Below are 15,871 nucleotides of genomic sequence, written 5' to 3'. Positions count from 1 at the left end.
CCGGGGGCACCTCCCGCGCCCTTCAGGCAGTGGGGGACGTCAGGTCGCCACCGCCCCAAAACAGCAGATCCTGTCGCATCCGGACCACCGGCCGGTGGTGGCTGGTCGCGCAGTTCCCCGCGCCCCTAAGAAACGGGGCTGCGCCCCTATCAGGGGGGCGCGGGGAACGACCGGCCACCGTCCGGCTCAGTGCGCGAACGCGTGCTCCGTGCAGCACGGCTCGCGCCGCAGCTGCCTGCTGACGTCCAGCCAGTCGACGCCGTCCGCGGAACGCCTGCGCGCCGCGGCCGGAGTGGTGTCGGCGACCAGGTCGTCCGCCCGGTACACGACACCGTCGCGCATCGCCCACACCGTGCGGACCAGGTCGTCGAAGCGGCGGAACGGGTCGCCGTCGACCACCGTGAGGTCCGCGAGCTTGCCGGGCTCCACGGTGCCGAGGTCGTCGCCGGCGCCGAAGAGCCGGGCCGGCACGGACGTCGCCGTGCGCAGCACCTCGGCGACGGACAGCCCGCCGTACCGGTACAGCGCGCGCAGCCCCATGTGGACGTGGAGCCCGATGGGCGTCAGGGGCGCGTCGGTGCCCAGCGCGAGCCTGCCGCCGTCGGCCAGTATCCGCTTGTACACCGCGACCTCCTCCCGCACCGCGAGGATGGCGGCGTCGGACGGCGGCTTCGCGGCGTACTGCTCGATGAGGGCGGCGTCCCAGGGCGCCATCAGCGAGGTGACGCGGGGGTCGCGCGCAAGGTCCGGGTCGGCGCCGATCAGCGAGATCGCCGTGAACGGCGTGATGACGATCGCGAAGTCGCCGCCCCGGTACGTCTCGTGGACGTCCTGGTAGGAGTGGCCCGTCGGCGAGTACGCGCGGCCGTACTCCGAGCGCTGGGTGGCCTGGAGGTGCGTGGTCAGGTCCTGGCCGACGCTCGCGCCCGGCGACAGGAGGTGGCTCCCGGAGGGCACGCCGAGCCGTTCGTGGGCGGTGCGGGCGGCTTCCCGCATCGTCGAGGCGGGGGCGCGCACGTAGGTCTTGACGAAGTCGTAGCCGAGCGCGACGGCGCGGTCCAGGGAGCGCCGGACGCCGTCCGGGGTGCGGTGGGCGCGGCCCATGCTGTAGGCGACCCTGCTGCCGTCGATCAGCTCGCCGGTGGCGAAGAGGCGGGGTCCCGCCTGGCGGCCCGCGGCCACGGACTCCCTGATCCGGGCGCCCTCGTGCGCGAAGCCGCCGAGCGAGGCGTTGCTGGTGATCCCGTAGGCCAGGTTCAGGCTGGTCTGCCTGCCGCCGTAGGTGTACTGCCAGGGGTGGGTGTGCGCGTCCCACAGGCCGGGAAGGACGGTGGTCCCGGAGGCGTCGATCAGCCGCTCCCCCGCGCCGCTCCCGCCCGCCCGGTGCTGCTCGACGGCGACGATGCGGTGGCCGGCGATCACGATGTCGACGTCCGTGAGGACCCGCTCGCCGGTGCCGTCCCAGAGCCGCCCGGCGTGCACCCGGGTGACCTCGCCGCGGGGCGGCACGGCACGGGCGTACCGGAGCGGCACGCCAATAGAGCGCGCTCCGCTTCCGTCGCGGCCGACGAGCCGCAGCCGGCCGGACGTCTCGTAGAGGAGGTGCCGGCTGTCGCCCGACCAGGAGGGGTGGTCGGCGGCCTCGTCGGTGATCCGCACCGGTTCGCCCGTGGGGGCGCCCTGCGGCGAGACGGGCAGCACCCACAGGGCGGAGTCCATGATGAACGCCATGGCGGTGCCGTCCGGGGACCAGACGGGTCCGCAGTTGCCCCGGTCGGACAGCGACGCGTGCGGCATCGGCTGGTGGACCGACGCCTCCTTGGCGGCGACGTCCACCACCCGGATGACGTTGTAGCCCTCCCGGAAGCGCTGGTTGAGGCGGTTGCGGTCGCAGAAGGCGATGAACCGGCCGTCCGGGGACCAGCTCGGCCGCCCCGGGAGGCCGTTGGCGCCCAGCGGCGCGATGACCTGCTCCTCCTTTCCCGCGGCGAGGTCCCTGACGAAGAGGTTGCCGGTGGTGTCGTGGCAGGCCAGCCGGGTGCCGTCCGGGGAGAGGACGGGGTTGAGGCGCCCGCCGCCCGCCAGCAGTTCGTCCTTGCCGTCGCCCAGCCAGTGGCGGCGGACCGCGGTCAGCCCGTCACTGGCGGGTCCTCCGGTGTTCGGATCGCCGTCGTAGGCGTAGACCACGCTGCGGCCGTCCGGGTCCCAGGACGGCATCTGGACGTACGCGGTCGGGATGCCCCGCACCAGCGCGCGTGGCCGCCCGCCGACGGGCATCACCCAGAGGGTGTTCAGGGCGACGAAGGCGACGGACTGCCCGTCGGGGGCCAGCACCGGCAGGTGCACGCCCCGTACCGGGCGGGCGGCCGTGGAGTCGAAGTCGAACCGCTTCCTGCGGTACCGCGGCCGGGTCTGTTCGAGGACGGCGGTGAACGGGATGGTCTCCGCCGCGGCGGCGGGCGCGGACCCGGACCGGGCGCCGGGGGCGGACCCGGCCGGGCGGCGGGCGCGCAGGTGGCCGTCGGCCAGGTAGAGGAGGGTGCCGTCGGCGGTCCAGCACGGCGGCTGGGGCGAGACGTCCTCGCCGTCTGTGAGGGGCGCACCGTCGACCAGCAGCGTGGCGCTGGCGGGGTTCTCGCCCTGGACGGCGCCGGCGACGTGCACGCAGGCGACCCGGCCGTCCGCGCTCACCGCGGGCCCGACGAGGGTGCCGCTGTCCACGGTCCGTTCGACCGTGACCGCTCCCCCGCGCCTGGCGGCGGGCACCGAGGCCAGCGTCCGCCCGCCCTGCGCGTCGGCGCGGACGAAGAACACCTTGTCACCGTCGGGGTGCCAGGCCGGGTCGTAGTCCTCGACCCCGGCGTCGTCGGTGAGCGGGGCCAGCTCGCCGCTGCGGACGTCCACCGTCCAGATGCGGTAACGGGAGCCGGCAGCGGGATCCCCGCCGCGCTCCGAGGCGAACGCGAGCCGCGTCCCGTCCGGGGACCAGGCGACTCCCCTGTCGTCCCAGGGCCCGGAGGTCAGTTGCTTCAGACCGGAACCGTCCGGTCGCATCGTCCAGAGGTGGAACCCGCCGTCCCGGTAGGCGCAGACGGCGACGACCGAGCCGTCGGGCGACCAGGCCACCCGTGCCGGGTCGAGGTCGGCTCCGGTCAGCGCGGTGGCCGTACCACCCTCGCGGGCCACGGCCCACAGCACGCCCTGCACTTCGAGGATCAGCCGGTCGCCGCGCGGCGAGGCGGTCACGGAGGCGTTGGTGCCCTCGGTGAACGTCAGCCTCCGCGTAGGGGCACCCTCGGCGGCCTGCGCACCCTCGGCGACCACGGCCCCCGACCCTCCGGGAGGCCCGGCCCGCCCCGGCACCGGAAGCGCGGCCGCTCCCGCCCCGGCCAGCCCGACTTTGAGAACGCCTCGACGCGGTAAATCACTGGGAAAAGGGGTCATGGACGGGAAGATACGGGGGTTCTGGACCCTGGGGGAGGGGGCGGGGCGGGTGGGGTTGTGTGGGGGGAGCGAGGGTGTGGGAGGAGCGGGAGGTGCGGGAGGGGAGTGCGGGGTGGAGCGAACGGGCGGGTCCGCGCGGTGGATCGGCGACGGCGCGGGCTGGTGACGGCCGCGGTGGCCGTGCCGTCGGGGCGGAAGCCTTCTCCACCAGGCCACTTACCGCTTATGAACGCCGTATGGCAGTCCCGTTGCGGCCCGCGCCCGCGCCTTGAGAGGCCCTTGGGGTGCCCGTACCGTCAGATCCGCTGAAGGGTTCGCCCGCCGGCGGCCGGGTCCCGACACGACGGCCGGCGCGCGGCGGGCGCTTCAACCGATGGCCGTGTGCCCGAGTGGCTCAGGGACTCGTCTGCAAAGCGAGTTACGCGGGTTCGATTCCCGCCACGGCCTCCACCAGGCAGAACGAAGGCGGCACCCCCGGAGGGGTGCCGCCCTTTTGGTTGTCCGTCCGAGTTCCCGAGTCGGTTGACGTCGGGCATGCAGGTCCAAACATGACCATTGAGCGGGCCGACGGGCGTAGCGGCAGCGTTCGACGGCTCCTGAATCACCCGCCAGGCGAACGCATGCCGAGTGGCGGGTGCCCGAAGAACGGCCGACCCGACCGGGACGGGGCGTGGCCGCCGAGCATCGAGTGTCCGGCGGCCGGTTCGAGTCGTAGGTCGGCTCCACGAACAGCTCGGCCATTATCGGACGGTGCCCTCCCGGGTGCGCCCCTTCGCGTCGAAGTGGCTGCCCCGGAATCGGCGGCCTCGCCGAAAAGGCTCACCGACCGGACCGCCACGGCGGCGGCCAACCCAGGCGCGTGCAGACCGCATCGAGATCGGGATCCGTGAGACTTGCGGTGTCGCTGAGGCGCACCTGCCGCGTCCCGAGGATCTCCACCCGATCGAGCGTGCCGACGGGGTCACCGATGTCTTCGCGGACCGCCAGCAGGAAGTCGGCGTAGAGCCGGATCTGGATGTCGCCGGGAGGATGGTGCGGCAGGGCCTGCATCAGCCGCGAGTAGGCGCGCACGGTCCCCGGGGACCCGTACACGATGACCCAGTTGTCGAAGCGCCGCTTGTGCTCCTTCTCCTCCGGGGTCGGCAGCTCATCCGTCGTGAACATGCGGCCCAGCAGCTCGACGACCGGCTCGTACATGCCGTACTTGCGTTCCGAGATCCGCTCCTGCACCTTGTCCAGGCGTTGCACGCGCGCATCAAGGCGCCGCGCGGCCAGCGCGAACACTCCGGCAACGGCCGCGGCGACGACCGAGGAAACAGCCGCGACCACCGCAATGACAACGGCGGACATGGCGTGAGCCTGGCAGGCGCCAGTGCTCTTGCCAACAGGGCCTCTGCCCGCCAAGCGCACACCCGCTACCGCGGATACACCCCGTACGTGCGCCCGATCCCGAGGTAGACCGCCGTGCGCCGCTCGCGGGCCATCACCGTGTCGAACTCGTCCCAGTCGGGATGTTCGCCGCCGCCCGCGGCCCGGTAGACGTCGCGCAGCAGCCCGGGAACGTCCTCCGCGGGGACGCCAGGGTAGGGGTCGTCGGGGCCGACGAGCGTGGCGACGCCCTCGACGGCGAGCCACCGGGGGCCGTCGCGGAAGACCACGACGCCGCGCGGGTCCTGGCGCAGGTGGCGCAGCTTCAGCGAGCCGCCCACCGCGACCAGGCCCACCGCGGGTTCGCCGGTGACGGGGTGCACGACCGGTCCGGCGTTCACCACGGTGGAGTGGGGCATGCCGGAAGCCCGGACCGTCGTGACGACGACGAGCCCCCTCGACGCAGCCACCAGCTCCTCGATCGCGGCAACCACACCGTCGTCCACTCGGCTCTCCATACGGAACCCTCCTCGCGTCGGCACCTCACGCATCATCGTGCCGTGCGGTGCAGGCAGTTGTCCGCTTCCCACGCCAAGCGCCGTCCCTCCGCCGGACGGTCCACCGCGTACGGGGCCGGCTCGTCCCGCGTGCCGTCGCCCCTCACATCGGCCGGCGGCGGAAGGCCGTGGTGACCGCTATGGCGACGGCCAGGAACGCACCGATGCCCACGGCCAGCCAGAGGATCGGGAAGGCGGCGTCGCCCGACCTGGGCGAGGTACCCGGGCCCTCGTGCTTGTACTGGTGACCGGTGTCCTCCGGGGCGGCGGCACCCGTGCCGCTCGGATCCGGGGAGGCGGAGGCCGCGGCGGGGAGGACCGCGGCGGGGAGGACGGAAGGAGAGGCACTGGCTCCAGTGCCTCTCACGGAGGCGTCGACCACGGAGGTGTCCACCACGGAGGTGTTGACCACTGCCGTGTCGACGACGGCGGTGTCGGCCACTCTGGGGTCGACCGCGGCGAGCGTCACGCCGTCACCCGTGCCGGCCTTCCACGTCCGCTCGGCCTTCACCGCCTCCAGACCCCCCGGCTTGCCGCGGACCGATTCGGCGGAAGCGGACGCGATCGTGGCGCCCACCAGCAGCACGCCCAGGAGAGTCGATACGGCAGCCCATCGGGAAGCACGCCGCGTACCGCTGGTGCGCATGGGGATCCTCTCGCCGTGCCGAAGGGGCGGGCCGGTACCGGGGACAGCGCTCCGGCCGCCCGCCGACTCCCGGAGCCGTTCCGGCGTGGGATCTCTACCGACAATGTCCGAAATCAACGCCCTCTCCTGGGCCAACGCGGTGCCGGAAGTGACGCCCGGTACGGCGCCCTGCCGATCGGACGCGCGAGGAGCGCAGAACCGGTACGCCTGAATCTGCTTGTGCATCAGTCCGTCCACCCGCTGCCCTGACTCCATGGAGGACGCCGGCTCGGCGGCCAGGTCCTCGGCGGCATCCCCGTCTCCGTGGCCGACCACGGCCGCCGCATCCGATAAGCCCATGTTCTCCCCGCACGGCGAAGAACCAGTGAGTAACTCTAATTACTCTGGGCCGACCGGCCAGACACGCAGAGCGACGATTGCCCGGATCTCGCCACCGGGCCACCGCGGCCTCCTCTCCCCGCGCAGCGGCACATGCCACTCCCCCGCCTCCTGAGCCGCTCGGATCCGGTCACCCGGCGGTCAAGAGTCGGCCAGGTCGCGACAAAACCGCCGTATGGGTTTCGCATACGCCCCGCCCCTCGCTCTGACATAGGCGGATTTGCGCCGGTGGCCGCTGACTACTGTGGCGGGGCCACCGCGGGGGGATCCATATCGGACGTGTCGCTCGGGCCGGTTGCGAGCTGACTTCGCGTCAGCCGAGCCACGTCGCCGTACCGGAGCGATCGGGAAGCGCGCCCGTGGCGGGAACCCACGGCGGGCCCCGCGGTGGGGAAGCAGAAGCCGAAGGGGGAGGCGGCGGTGGGGGAGCCGGTCCGGTCACGCATCCTGGACTACATCGAGACACGGCCGCCCGTGCCCCCGGGCGCGGACCCCGCCGCGGAGGCGGAGGCGGCGCCCCGCCCCTCGCGCATCCTCGACTACGCCGAGACCCAGCCGCTCCCGCCACTCCCGCCGCCATCGCCGCCCGCGCCGCCGACCGGGGCGAACCCGCCCGCCCCCGAAGCCCCAGCCGCGCCCCCGGCACCGAAGCCCGGCATTCCCGCGTACCACACGCCCGTCTGCGTACCGGCACATCCCCGCTACGTCGACACCACGGACGCGGACGGCCGCCCCGCGCGCGTGCCCTTCATCGCCTGCGAGCTCTTCGAGCATCCGGCGGACGGAACCGTGGCCCTCGCCTTCTCCACGCCCCAGAGGCTGGTGGCCGCGCTCGGCGAGGCCCAGCCGTGGATCGCCGCGTCGATCGGGCCGCTGGCCGAGGGCATGCGCGAGCGCGGCCTCACCGTCCGGCTCGACCCGCGGGTGGCCCCGGGACAGCGGAACTGGCAGCCGGCCGACCTGGCCGCCTACGCGCGGGAGGTGCGCTGATGGCCGCCTACGCGCGGGAGGTGCGCTGATGGCCGCCTACGCGCAGGAGATGCGCTGATGGCCGACTTCAAGGCGGTGCTGGGGGATCTCACCTCGATGTCCGCCACGTTCCACCGCGAGGCGGGCAACTACCGGGGGCTGCACGCCCAGGTCGCCCCGCCCGTGGTGAGCGGCGGCGACGGCGGGCTCGACCACGCCATCAAGGAGGTCGCCGACCTCATCGTCGCCCTGCACACGGGCTTCGCCGACCGGCTGGACGACCACGGGGACCGGGTCGCGTACGCCACGGCCTCGTTCCGGCGGCACGACATCGACGTGCACGGCCTGTTCGAGGACCTGATGGTGGGAGAGGGCTGATGGGCGACAGCTGGGTCGGCGGCGACATCGGCGGGCTGCGGACCATGGCCGAGACGTACAAGAACGCCAAGAAGGCACTCGAAGGCGTGGTCCATCCCCTGGGGCGCGAGGTCGAGTCGCTCGTGGGCGACGCCAGTTGGAAGGGCGAGGCGGCCGAGGACTTCCGCGGCCGCTGGAGCGAGGACGCGCTGACGGCCGGCGCCTTCGCCAACCTGGTGCACGACGCGGGCGACATCCTCGACACGCTGGCGGGCGCGCTCTCCTCGTGCGAGACGGCCCTGAAGAACGCCGAGGACATCGCCGTCCGCAAGGGCGTGCCGATGCTCGCCAAGGGCGTGCCCGGCCAGATGGCCACCGCCGATCCGCCGGGCGCGGACGCCCGGAAGGCGAGCGCCGCCCTGAACGACTACACGACGGCGCGCAAGGAGATCCTGCACACCGCCGAGCACGCCCGGCTCGTCGCCGCCGACAAGCTCCGCGGGCTGTACGCCCAGGCCACCGGCAAGGTCTCTCCCGGCGACAAGCTCACGCTCGCCGACTACCTGCGCGGCCTGTACGCCTACGACGCCGAGGACGCGCGGGCCGGCGGCAAGGAGGCCCGCGAGAAGATCGCGGACGCCAGGGACGAGGAGCAGGCGGCCAAGAAGGCACTCCGCAAGGAGCGCAAGGCGTTCCAGAAGGAGGGCCGCTCGCTCCCCAAGGACCTGCCCGCCAAGAGCGCCTACCGCGACGCCGTCGCGAACGTCGAGTCGCTGGAGCAGGACATCGCCCGCGCCGACCACGGCAGCACCGCGCTCCCCTACGACCGCGTTCTGAACGTCAAGATGGCGGACGCCGCGCACGCGCTGCGGGTCGGCGAGGGCGTGGAGAAGCTGCCGGACTTCCTCAAGGAGGTCCCGGTCCTGGACGTCGCCGCGGCGAGCGCCTGCGGGCTGCTGGAGGCCTCCGACGACCACGACAAGGGCTGGTCCTGGCAGCACTCGGTCGCGGTGGACGGGGGTGCCAACCTCGCGGGGCTGGCCGCGGGTACGGCCATCACGGCGGGCCTTGTCGCGGCAGCACCGTTCGACGTGCCCGCGCTCGCCGTCGCGGGCGTGGGCGGTGCGGTGGTGGTCGGCGCGACGGGCGTCATCGACCACGCCTTCCACGAGCACTGGAGCGAGGACATCCACGACCACGGTGTGGTCGGTGGCGTGCTGCACGGCAGCGGCCACGTCCTCTCGGAGAGCGGTGACGACTTCAAACGACTGGGAAAGGATGTCTGGGGTGGCATCAAGAGCATCTTCTGACGTCCCCGCCTCCGGGTCCCCCACCGGGCGCGACCGCCGGATCCCGAAGCTTCCGGGGCTCGGCACCACCTGGTACGAGCGCGGCGCGCGCTACTGGACGCGCCGGACACTCTCGGCACTCCTGTGGCTCGTCGTGCTGGCCTTCTTCTGCTTCGTGGCGCTCAGCCTGTACCAGAGCTTCCGTGACGAACTGCCGTCCGGTCTGCGCACGGTGTGGGACTGGGCGCAGGTGGCCGCCTCGTGCGTGGCCGTGGTGTGGGGATGGGTGGTGCAGCGCCGGGGCCACCGCAAGGGGCTTGCCGACCCGCCCACACCGGGCCGGGCCCGGAGCACCAGGCGGGCGGCGACCGGACGTTCCACCGGCCTTGCGATGGCGGGACGCCTCCTGGTGGTGATCGCGGCGCCGGTGCTGCCCGCCTTCGCGGCGTTCTGCGTCGGCTGGACCATCGCCGCCTTCACGGTCCGCGAGTACCCCAGCGAGGTCGGCGCGCGCCGCGCGATGGAAGGCGATGGGGGCTGAGCGGCCCCCTCAAGGGCTGATCGGCACGCCCAAAGGGGCGAAACACCCGAGGAGCAAGCCCAGCCCGAGGGACAAGCCCCGCCGAAGAGACGAGCGCCCCAAGGGACGAGCCCAGCCCGAGCATCGAGCCGCACGCACGCGCGTACCGCGGCCTCTCCCGCGCCCCGGCCCGCCCTCAGCCGACCGGGACCACCGCCGCCTGCGGCCGGATCGGCAAGCGGTTGACCGGGCGTCCGGTCGCCGCCCGGACCGCCGAGGCGACCGCCGCGGGGGACGTCACGACCGGCACCGCGCTGACCGCCTTGGCGCCGAAGGGGGCGACCACGTCGCGTTCCTCGACGAGCTTGACGATGCGGATGGCGGGGGCGTCGAGAGCCGTGGGGAGGGCGTAGCCGGTGAGGTCGGGGTGGCGGACGAGGCCGCGGGGGGTGCGGAGGTTCTCGGTGAGGGCCGCGCCGACTCCCTGGGTGACGCCCGCCTCGATACGGGCCGCGAGGCGCGCGGGGTTGAGGATCCGGCCGACGTCCTGGGCGACGGACAGCTCCACGACCCGCACCGAGCCGATCTCTATGTCCACGTCGACGACGGCGCGGATGGCGCAGAAGGCGAGGCCCACGAAGGCGTCGCCCTGGCCCGTCTCGTTCAGCGGCTCTGTCGGGTGCGGGCGGCACTGCGCCGTCGCCCACAGCTCCTTGCCGTCCATGGCCTCCTCGACGGTCGTCGAGAGCACGCCGTCGTACGACGTGATCTTGCCGTCCGCGATCTGGAGCAGCTCGGTGGACATGCCGAACTTGTGCGCGAGGGGCTGCAGGAGCTGGGTGCGGACCATCTTCGCGGCGCGTTCCACCGCGCCGCCGGAGACCCAGGTGTGCCGGCCGCGGCAGCCGGGGCCCGCGGGCGGCTGGTCGGTGTCGACGGGGGCGACGTGCACCTCGTCGAGGCCCAGGGTGTCCTGGACGATCTGCCGGGCCAGGGTGGCGAAGCCCTGGCCGGTCTCGACGGCGGCGCAGATGACGGTGCCGACGCCGTCCTGCACCTTGACCGTGGCCGTGGAGACCTCGTCGGCGCCCTCCGCGCCCAGCATGTGCACCATGCCGAGGCCGTAGCCCACACCGCGCCGCACGGCGCCGGGCTCGCCCGCGCCCTCGGGGCCGCCGGGCAGCAGCCACTCGTCCTCAGGGGAGTCCTTGGGCAGCGGCGGCAGGGGGGCGTCGCGCACGGCGGTGAGCAGCTCGGCGACGGGCGCCGGGCAGGTCACGGTCTGGCCGGTGGGCAGGACGTCGCCGGTGGACATCACATTGCGCATGCGCAGCTCGGCCGGGTCCATGTCGAGCTTCCTGGCGAGCTTGTCCATCTGCGCCTCGTACGCGGCGCACACCTGCATGGCGCCCTCGCCGCGGACGTGCCCGGAGGGCGGGTTGTTGGTGCGCACCGCCCAGCCCTCGATGAACGCGTTCGGGACGACATAGGGGCCGCAGGCGAACGAGACGGCGGCGGCGAGCGCGTCGGAGGAGGTGTCGGCGTAGGCGCCGGCGTCCAGCAGGATCTGCGCCTCGACCTTCACGAGCCGGCCCTCGGCGTCGGCGTGGTGGCGGTAGCGCAGCAGGGTGGGGTGGCGGTGGGAGTGGCCGAGGAAGGACTCCTCGCGGGTCGCGGTGAGCTTCACCGGGCAGCCCGTCTTCAGCGCGAGCAGGCCGAGCGGGAGTTGGAAGCCGGGGTCCTCGCGGTCCGCGGTCGCGCCGGGCACGCCGGTGACGACGACCTTGACGCTGTCGGGGGCCAGGGCGTAGCAGGCGGCGGCGCGGTCGCGGTCGCCGTGCGGGTCGGTGGAGGCGACGTACAGTTCCACGCCGCCGTCGGGCCTGGGCACCGCGAGGCCGGCCTCCGCGCCGATCGGGGCCGGGTCCTGGCGGCCGATGCGGTACAGGCCCTCCACGACCGTCTCGCCGGCCGCCTCGGAGTCGCCGTGGGCCAGCGGGATGTGCCGGATCAGGTTGCCGTCGGGGTGCAGGGGCGCGGCGTCGAAGGCCTGCTCCGGGTCGGTGACCGGGTCGAGCACCTCGTACTCGACGATGACGGCCGCGGCGGCCATCCGCGCGGTGTCGGGGTGGTCGGCGGCGACCGCGGCGATCGGCTCGCCGTGGTGGCGGACCACCTCGGAGGCGAAGACGGGGCGGTCCACGATGCCCCTGCCGTAGGTGGCGGTGCCCGGCACGTCCTCGTGGGTGAGGACGGCGCGGACGCCCGGCATCGCGCGCGCGTGCGTGGTGTCGACGGAGACGATCCGGGCGTGCGGGTGCGGGGAGCGCAGCACGGCCGCCCAGAGCAGTCCCTCGGCCCACAGGTCGGCCGCGTACGGGAAGGTGCCCTCCGTCTTGGCGCGGGCGTCCTCGGCCGTCAGCGAGGCGCCCAGGCCGTGCGGCTCGGGTCCCCGGGCCGGCGTGGTGGTGCCCGCGCTGGTCGAGGTGGCGGCGCTCTCGGTGCTCACGCCCGGCCTCCGTCGTCTTCGTATCCGTCGTCTTCGTAGGGCCCGCCGTCGTAGCCGGCGCTGTCGTACGCGGCCGGGGCGCCCCCGGCGTACGCGGGGTGCGCGCCGCCCGCTCCGGGGCCGGCCTGGTGCGGGATGCGGGGCCCGTCCGCGTCGCCGCCGCCCTCGCCGCCCTGCCCGTCCTGCGCGTCCCGGCCGGCGGACCTGCGCTCGCCGGCGACCTGGCGGACGGCGTCCAGGACGCCGCGGTAGCCGGAGCAGCGGCACAGGTTGCCGCTGAGCGCCTGGCGGGCCGCCAGGTCGGACGGGTCGGGGTTGCCCTCCAGCAGGTCGTGCACGGTCATCGCCATGCCCGGCACGCAGAAGCCGCACTGGACGGCGCCGCAGTCGGCGAGGGCCCGCTGCACGTCGGAGGGCCGGCCGTCCGTGGCGAGGCCCTCGACGGTGCGCACCTCGCTGCCCGCGGTGGTGGCCGCGGGCACCAGGCAGGACGCCACGAGGCGGCCGTCCACCTGGACGTTGCAGGCGCCGCACTCGCCCTGCGAGCAGCCGTCCTTGGCGCCCGCGAGGCCGAGCCGCTCCCGCAGCACGTACAGCAGGGACTCCCCGATCCAGGCGCCGGTGACGGGCCGGTCGGTGCCGTTGACCCGCAGCACGTAGGAGCTCAGGGGGTGCTCGTCGGAGCCGAGGGCGCTCGCCGCGCCCGGGTCGTCGTCGGCGCCGTCCGCCGTGACCGGCAGGCCGGCCGCGGGGGTGGCGTCCTCGGCGTCCGCCGCGTCGGCGTCCTGTCCCACGCCGGACGGGGCGCCCGCAGGGGCGGCCGTCGCGGCGGGGGCCGCGTCGAAGGCGTCCGCGAGGGGGGCCGGTTCGGGGGCCGGCAGGCCCGCGGGCTCTGCGGTGGGCGCGGGAACGGCCGCGGAGGCGGCGGTTCCGGGCGGGGTGGGATCGGTGGCGCCGGGGGCGTCTGCGGGCTCCTGGGCGGGCCGGTCCCCGGTGTGCCCCAGGGGAGCGCCGCCGGAGGCGTCGTCCCAGGGAGGGCTCTGGAGAGCGTTGTCCCAGGGGGTGTCCTGCGGAGCGTGCTCCTGGGGAGCGCCGTCCGGCGGCGGCTCCTGGACGCGGCGGTCCTGGAGCGGTCTTCTGGGGCGCTGGGCGCGGGTGCTCCGGGCGGAGGTCTCGAAGGCGCCCTCTTCGGCGCCCTCCGGGGACTCGGGCGCGCCGGAGCGCAGGGTCGTCTCCCGTGCCGGGGGAGCGACGAAGATGGCGTCGTCGTCGGCGTCCTGGTCGAGCGGTGCCTGACCCGCGTCCGGGGCGGCCGGGTGCCGGCCGGTGACGCCGTCGCCGGGGCCGCCGGGGCCGTGCTCGCCGCCGGGCCCGCGGGCCGTGCCGTCGTCCTGGCCGGGGCCGGCGGGCGCCTCCGGGAAGCCGGTGGCGCCCGGGTGCCCGGCGGGGCCGGCGCCGGGTTGCCGGCCGAGGGCCGGGGTGCCGACGGGTCCCATCGGCCCCATGGGGTCCACGGGTCCGGCCTGGCCGGGGGCCTGCGTGCCGTCCGCCGGGGCGCCGCCGGCGCCCGGGTGCTCGGGGCCGCCCGGCGGGAACGCCTGGGCTCCGTAGGGGTCGTGGCGGCCCTGGTCCGCCGGGCCGCCGTGGGGTCCGGGGGCGTGCTGGTCGTGCCGCCCCGGTGCGTGCGGTTCCTGCGCCGCGCCGTGCTGCGGCTCGTCGGGCCGCGGCTGCCTGAGGGGACGCCGGCTCTGGCGCTGCTGGTCCTGCGCCTGCCGGAGCCCCTGGGGCTGCTGGAATCCGCCCGCCGGGTCGGCGGACGGGTCCACCGCGCCGGGGTGCGTGCCGGTCCCGGGGCCGTGGGCCTGCTCCTGGTGCGCCCGCTGCCCGGCCGCCTCGTCGTGCCACTCCTGGGCGGCCTCCGGGTGCTGGGTGCCCGCCTGCTGGGCGCGGGCGCCCTGGTGGTGCATGCGGTCGGCCGGGGACGCGGCGTCCCACGGCTGCCCCGCGCCCGTCTCGGTCGCCCAGGGGGCCGTGGCTCCGCCGGGCAGCGTCGCCGGGGGCGTGCCCCGGCCCCACTGCGCGGCGAGCGCGGTGGCCGTGAACTCCCCCGACTCGTCGGGCAGCTCGCCCTCGGCGAGGACGGGGATGGACCACTCGCCCGCGGCGTCCGGCGGCACGGGCCCGCCGCCCTGGGCGGGGTCCGCGGGGACGCCGGCGCCGTGCTGTCCGGGCTCGCCGGCGACGTGCCAGGGGCCGCCGGTGCCGGCCGGGCCGGTGGCCGGTGCGGCGCCGCCGGGCGCGTGCCCCGCCATCCCCGGGTGGTAGCCGTAGGGGTCCTGGTACGCCTGTGCCGGATCGTGCTCACCGGGGTGCTGGTGGGCCTCCTGCGCGCCCAGCGTGCCCGGGTCGGGCCAGTGCACCGTCTGCCCCGTGGCGGCGCCCCGAGCGGGCTCCTGCGGCGTCACGTGGGGGCCGGGCATGCCCCACGGGCCCTGCCCCGCGGCGCCGGGGGCCCCGGCGTCCGCAGGCGAGACCGCTATCTGCGGCGGCACGTAGCCGTGGCCGGGGGCGGCGAGCGGGGTGTCCGCGGCGGGGTCGAAGTCGGCCAGGCCCTCGGGGAGCTGCACGAAGGCCGTGGCGTCGGCGTCGTACTCGCCCTGCGGGATGGGCTGCCAGCCGCGGTGCGTGCCGGGTACGTCGTCGTGTTGTTCTTCGCTCATGACAGCGCCCTCCCCAGCGCTCGTCGGGCCAGCGCGGCGACGGTGCGCCGCAGGTGCAGGACGGCGGGCGACAGTTGCTCGGTCGTGCCGTCCTCGGCGGGGACGGGGTCCGGGATGCAGGCCGTGGCGACGTACTCGCCGAACGCGGCCAGCGCCTCCGGCACGACGGTGCGTCCGCCGTCCCAGTCGATCAGGGAGGCGATCCACTGCTCGGCCTCCAGCGGCCGCAGCGGCATCGGCGCGACGGCGCCCACCGCGCACCGCACCCCGCGGCGCGCCGGGTCGAGCACCAGCGCCACGGACGCGAGGGCGCGGCCGGGTCCGGTGCGGCCGGTCGCCTTCAGGAAGACCTGGGGGGCGTGCAGCAGCGGCACGCGCACGTAGCCGATGAGTTCGCCGCCGCGCAGCAGGTCCATGCCGGCGAGCAGGTGCGAGACCGGCATCTCGCGGCGGGCGCCGTCGGGCCCCGCGATGATCAGGGTGGCCTCCAGCGCGGCCAGCACCGGCAGGGTGTCACCGGCCGCGGCGGAGGCGATGTTGCCGCCGAGCGTGCCGGCGTTGCGGATCTGCGGCGGCCCCGCCGCGCGCGCGGCGGCGGCCAGCGCGGGGATGAGGGCCGCGAAGTCGGGGCGTCCGATGCGGGCGTGGGTCAGGCCGGCGCCGAGCAGGGCGTGCCCGTCGAGGTACTGCCAGCCGCGGATCTCGCTGATCCGGCCTAGGCCCACGAGCGCGGCGGGCCGCAGCAGTCCGGCGTTGACCGCGGCCATCAGGTCCGTACCGCCCGCCACGGGCACAGCGGCGGGCATGGCGGATAGCGCTGCCACGGCCTCGTCCAGCGTGACAGGCAGATTCACCGTCGGTGCTGTCTGCGCCACCTGCGGTGCGTGCGTGGTCAAACCGGCTGCCCCTTCCCGCTGTCCCGCCTGATCCACCTGCGCCGTACGGTACGTGCTGTCAGGCCGGACGTGGCAACTCTGGCACATCTTCCCGGGGGCTCGACGCATGGGTCCGCTAGGAGGCGTTCCTCCCGCAAGCGCCGGAGATGGGCCGATTTCCCATATCCTCGGCGGTCACGGCCGGTTGCCGGCCTTCGGCCGGTGCCGGACGCATTCTC

The 15,871-nt window shown here is 75.1% G+C and carries 11 protein-coding genes and 1 tRNA gene; 5 read left to right on the top strand and 7 right to left on the bottom strand.

Annotation, left to right across the window (positions count from 1 at the left end):
• Nucleotides 1-186: 186 nt before the first annotated feature.
• Nucleotides 187-3,444, bottom strand: a complete 3,258-nt coding sequence (locus Sm713_RS10205; RefSeq protein WP_212909306.1) for an amidohydrolase family protein — start codon at nt 3,442-3,444, stop codon at nt 187-189.
• A 375-nt stretch (nt 3,445-3,819) separates the two neighbouring features.
• Between Sm713_RS10205 and Sm713_RS10200 the strand changes: the two genes are divergently transcribed.
• Nucleotides 3,820-3,894, top strand: a tRNA-Cys gene (locus Sm713_RS10200).
• A 369-nt stretch (nt 3,895-4,263) separates the two neighbouring features.
• Here the strand turns inward: Sm713_RS10200 and Sm713_RS10195 are convergent.
• The 3 genes from Sm713_RS10195 to Sm713_RS10185 all read right to left on the bottom strand — a co-directional run bounded on the left by Sm713_RS10195 (nt 4,264) and on the right by Sm713_RS10185 (nt 5,955).
• The gene (locus Sm713_RS10195) at nt 4,264-4,794 is read right to left on the bottom strand and encodes a hypothetical protein (RefSeq protein WP_212909305.1); all 531 of its coding nucleotides are present in this window, start codon (nt 4,792-4,794) and stop codon (nt 4,264-4,266) included.
• Between the two features lie 65 nt (nt 4,795-4,859).
• The gene (locus Sm713_RS10190; protein WP_212909304.1) at nt 4,860-5,330 is read right to left on the bottom strand and encodes a pyridoxamine 5'-phosphate oxidase family protein; all 471 of its coding nucleotides are present in this window, start codon (nt 5,328-5,330) and stop codon (nt 4,860-4,862) included.
• A 142-nt stretch (nt 5,331-5,472) separates the two neighbouring features.
• Nucleotides 5,473-5,955, bottom strand: a complete 483-nt coding sequence (locus tag Sm713_RS10185; RefSeq protein ID WP_212909303.1) for a hypothetical protein — start codon at nt 5,953-5,955, stop codon at nt 5,473-5,475.
• An 858-nt stretch (nt 5,956-6,813) separates the two neighbouring features.
• Here Sm713_RS10185 and Sm713_RS40275 point away from each other — a divergent pair.
• The 4 genes from Sm713_RS40275 to Sm713_RS10165 are packed head-to-tail and all read left to right on the top strand — an operon-like array spanning nt 6,814 to nt 9,549.
• Nucleotides 6,814-7,383, top strand: a complete 570-nt coding sequence (locus tag Sm713_RS40275; protein WP_249416205.1) for an SAV_915 family protein — start codon at nt 6,814-6,816, stop codon at nt 7,381-7,383.
• Nucleotides 7,384-7,440: 57 nt separating this feature from the next.
• On the top strand, nt 7,441-7,740 hold the full coding sequence (locus Sm713_RS10175; protein WP_249416204.1) for a DUF6317 family protein: 300 nt from the start codon (nt 7,441-7,443) through the stop codon (nt 7,738-7,740).
• Nucleotides 7,740-9,029, top strand: a complete 1,290-nt coding sequence (locus Sm713_RS10170; protein ID WP_212909302.1) for a WXG100 family type VII secretion target — start codon at nt 7,740-7,742, stop codon at nt 9,027-9,029. The genes Sm713_RS10175 and Sm713_RS10170 overlap by 1 nt, the downstream gene beginning before the upstream one ends.
• A complete protein-coding gene (locus Sm713_RS10165) occupies nt 9,007-9,549 on the top strand; it encodes a hypothetical protein (protein WP_249416203.1) in 543 nt (180 codons plus the stop codon). The genes Sm713_RS10170 and Sm713_RS10165 overlap by 23 nt, the downstream gene beginning before the upstream one ends.
• Before the next feature lie 175 nt (nt 9,550-9,724).
• On the opposite strand, the gene Sm713_RS10160 is transcribed toward Sm713_RS10165, so the two are convergent.
• Genes Sm713_RS10160 through Sm713_RS10150 form a run of 3 tightly spaced genes read right to left on the bottom strand, consistent with a single transcriptional unit; the run spans nt 9,725 to nt 15,653 of the window.
• Nucleotides 9,725-12,037, bottom strand: a complete 2,313-nt coding sequence (locus tag Sm713_RS10160) for a xanthine dehydrogenase family protein molybdopterin-binding subunit (protein WP_212909301.1) — start codon at nt 12,035-12,037, stop codon at nt 9,725-9,727.
• Nucleotides 12,034-14,757, bottom strand: coding sequence for a (2Fe-2S)-binding protein (locus Sm713_RS40270; RefSeq protein WP_249416202.1), 2,724 nt, complete (start codon nt 14,755-14,757; stop codon nt 12,034-12,036). Before Sm713_RS40270 ends, Sm713_RS10160 begins: the two co-directional genes overlap by 4 nt.
• The gene (locus Sm713_RS10150; protein ID WP_212909300.1) at nt 14,754-15,653 is read right to left on the bottom strand and encodes a xanthine dehydrogenase family protein subunit M; all 900 of its coding nucleotides are present in this window, start codon (nt 15,651-15,653) and stop codon (nt 14,754-14,756) included. The genes Sm713_RS40270 and Sm713_RS10150 overlap by 4 nt, the downstream gene beginning before the upstream one ends.
• Nucleotides 15,654-15,871: the final 218 nt, after the last annotated feature.

It is taken from the genome of Streptomyces sp. TS71-3 (assembly GCF_018327685.1).
In the GTDB taxonomy this organism is placed as follows: domain Bacteria; phylum Actinomycetota; class Actinomycetes; order Streptomycetales; family Streptomycetaceae; genus Streptomyces.
Note: the sequence above shows the minus strand (reverse complement) of the source record. Positions and strands in the feature narration are given on the sequence as shown.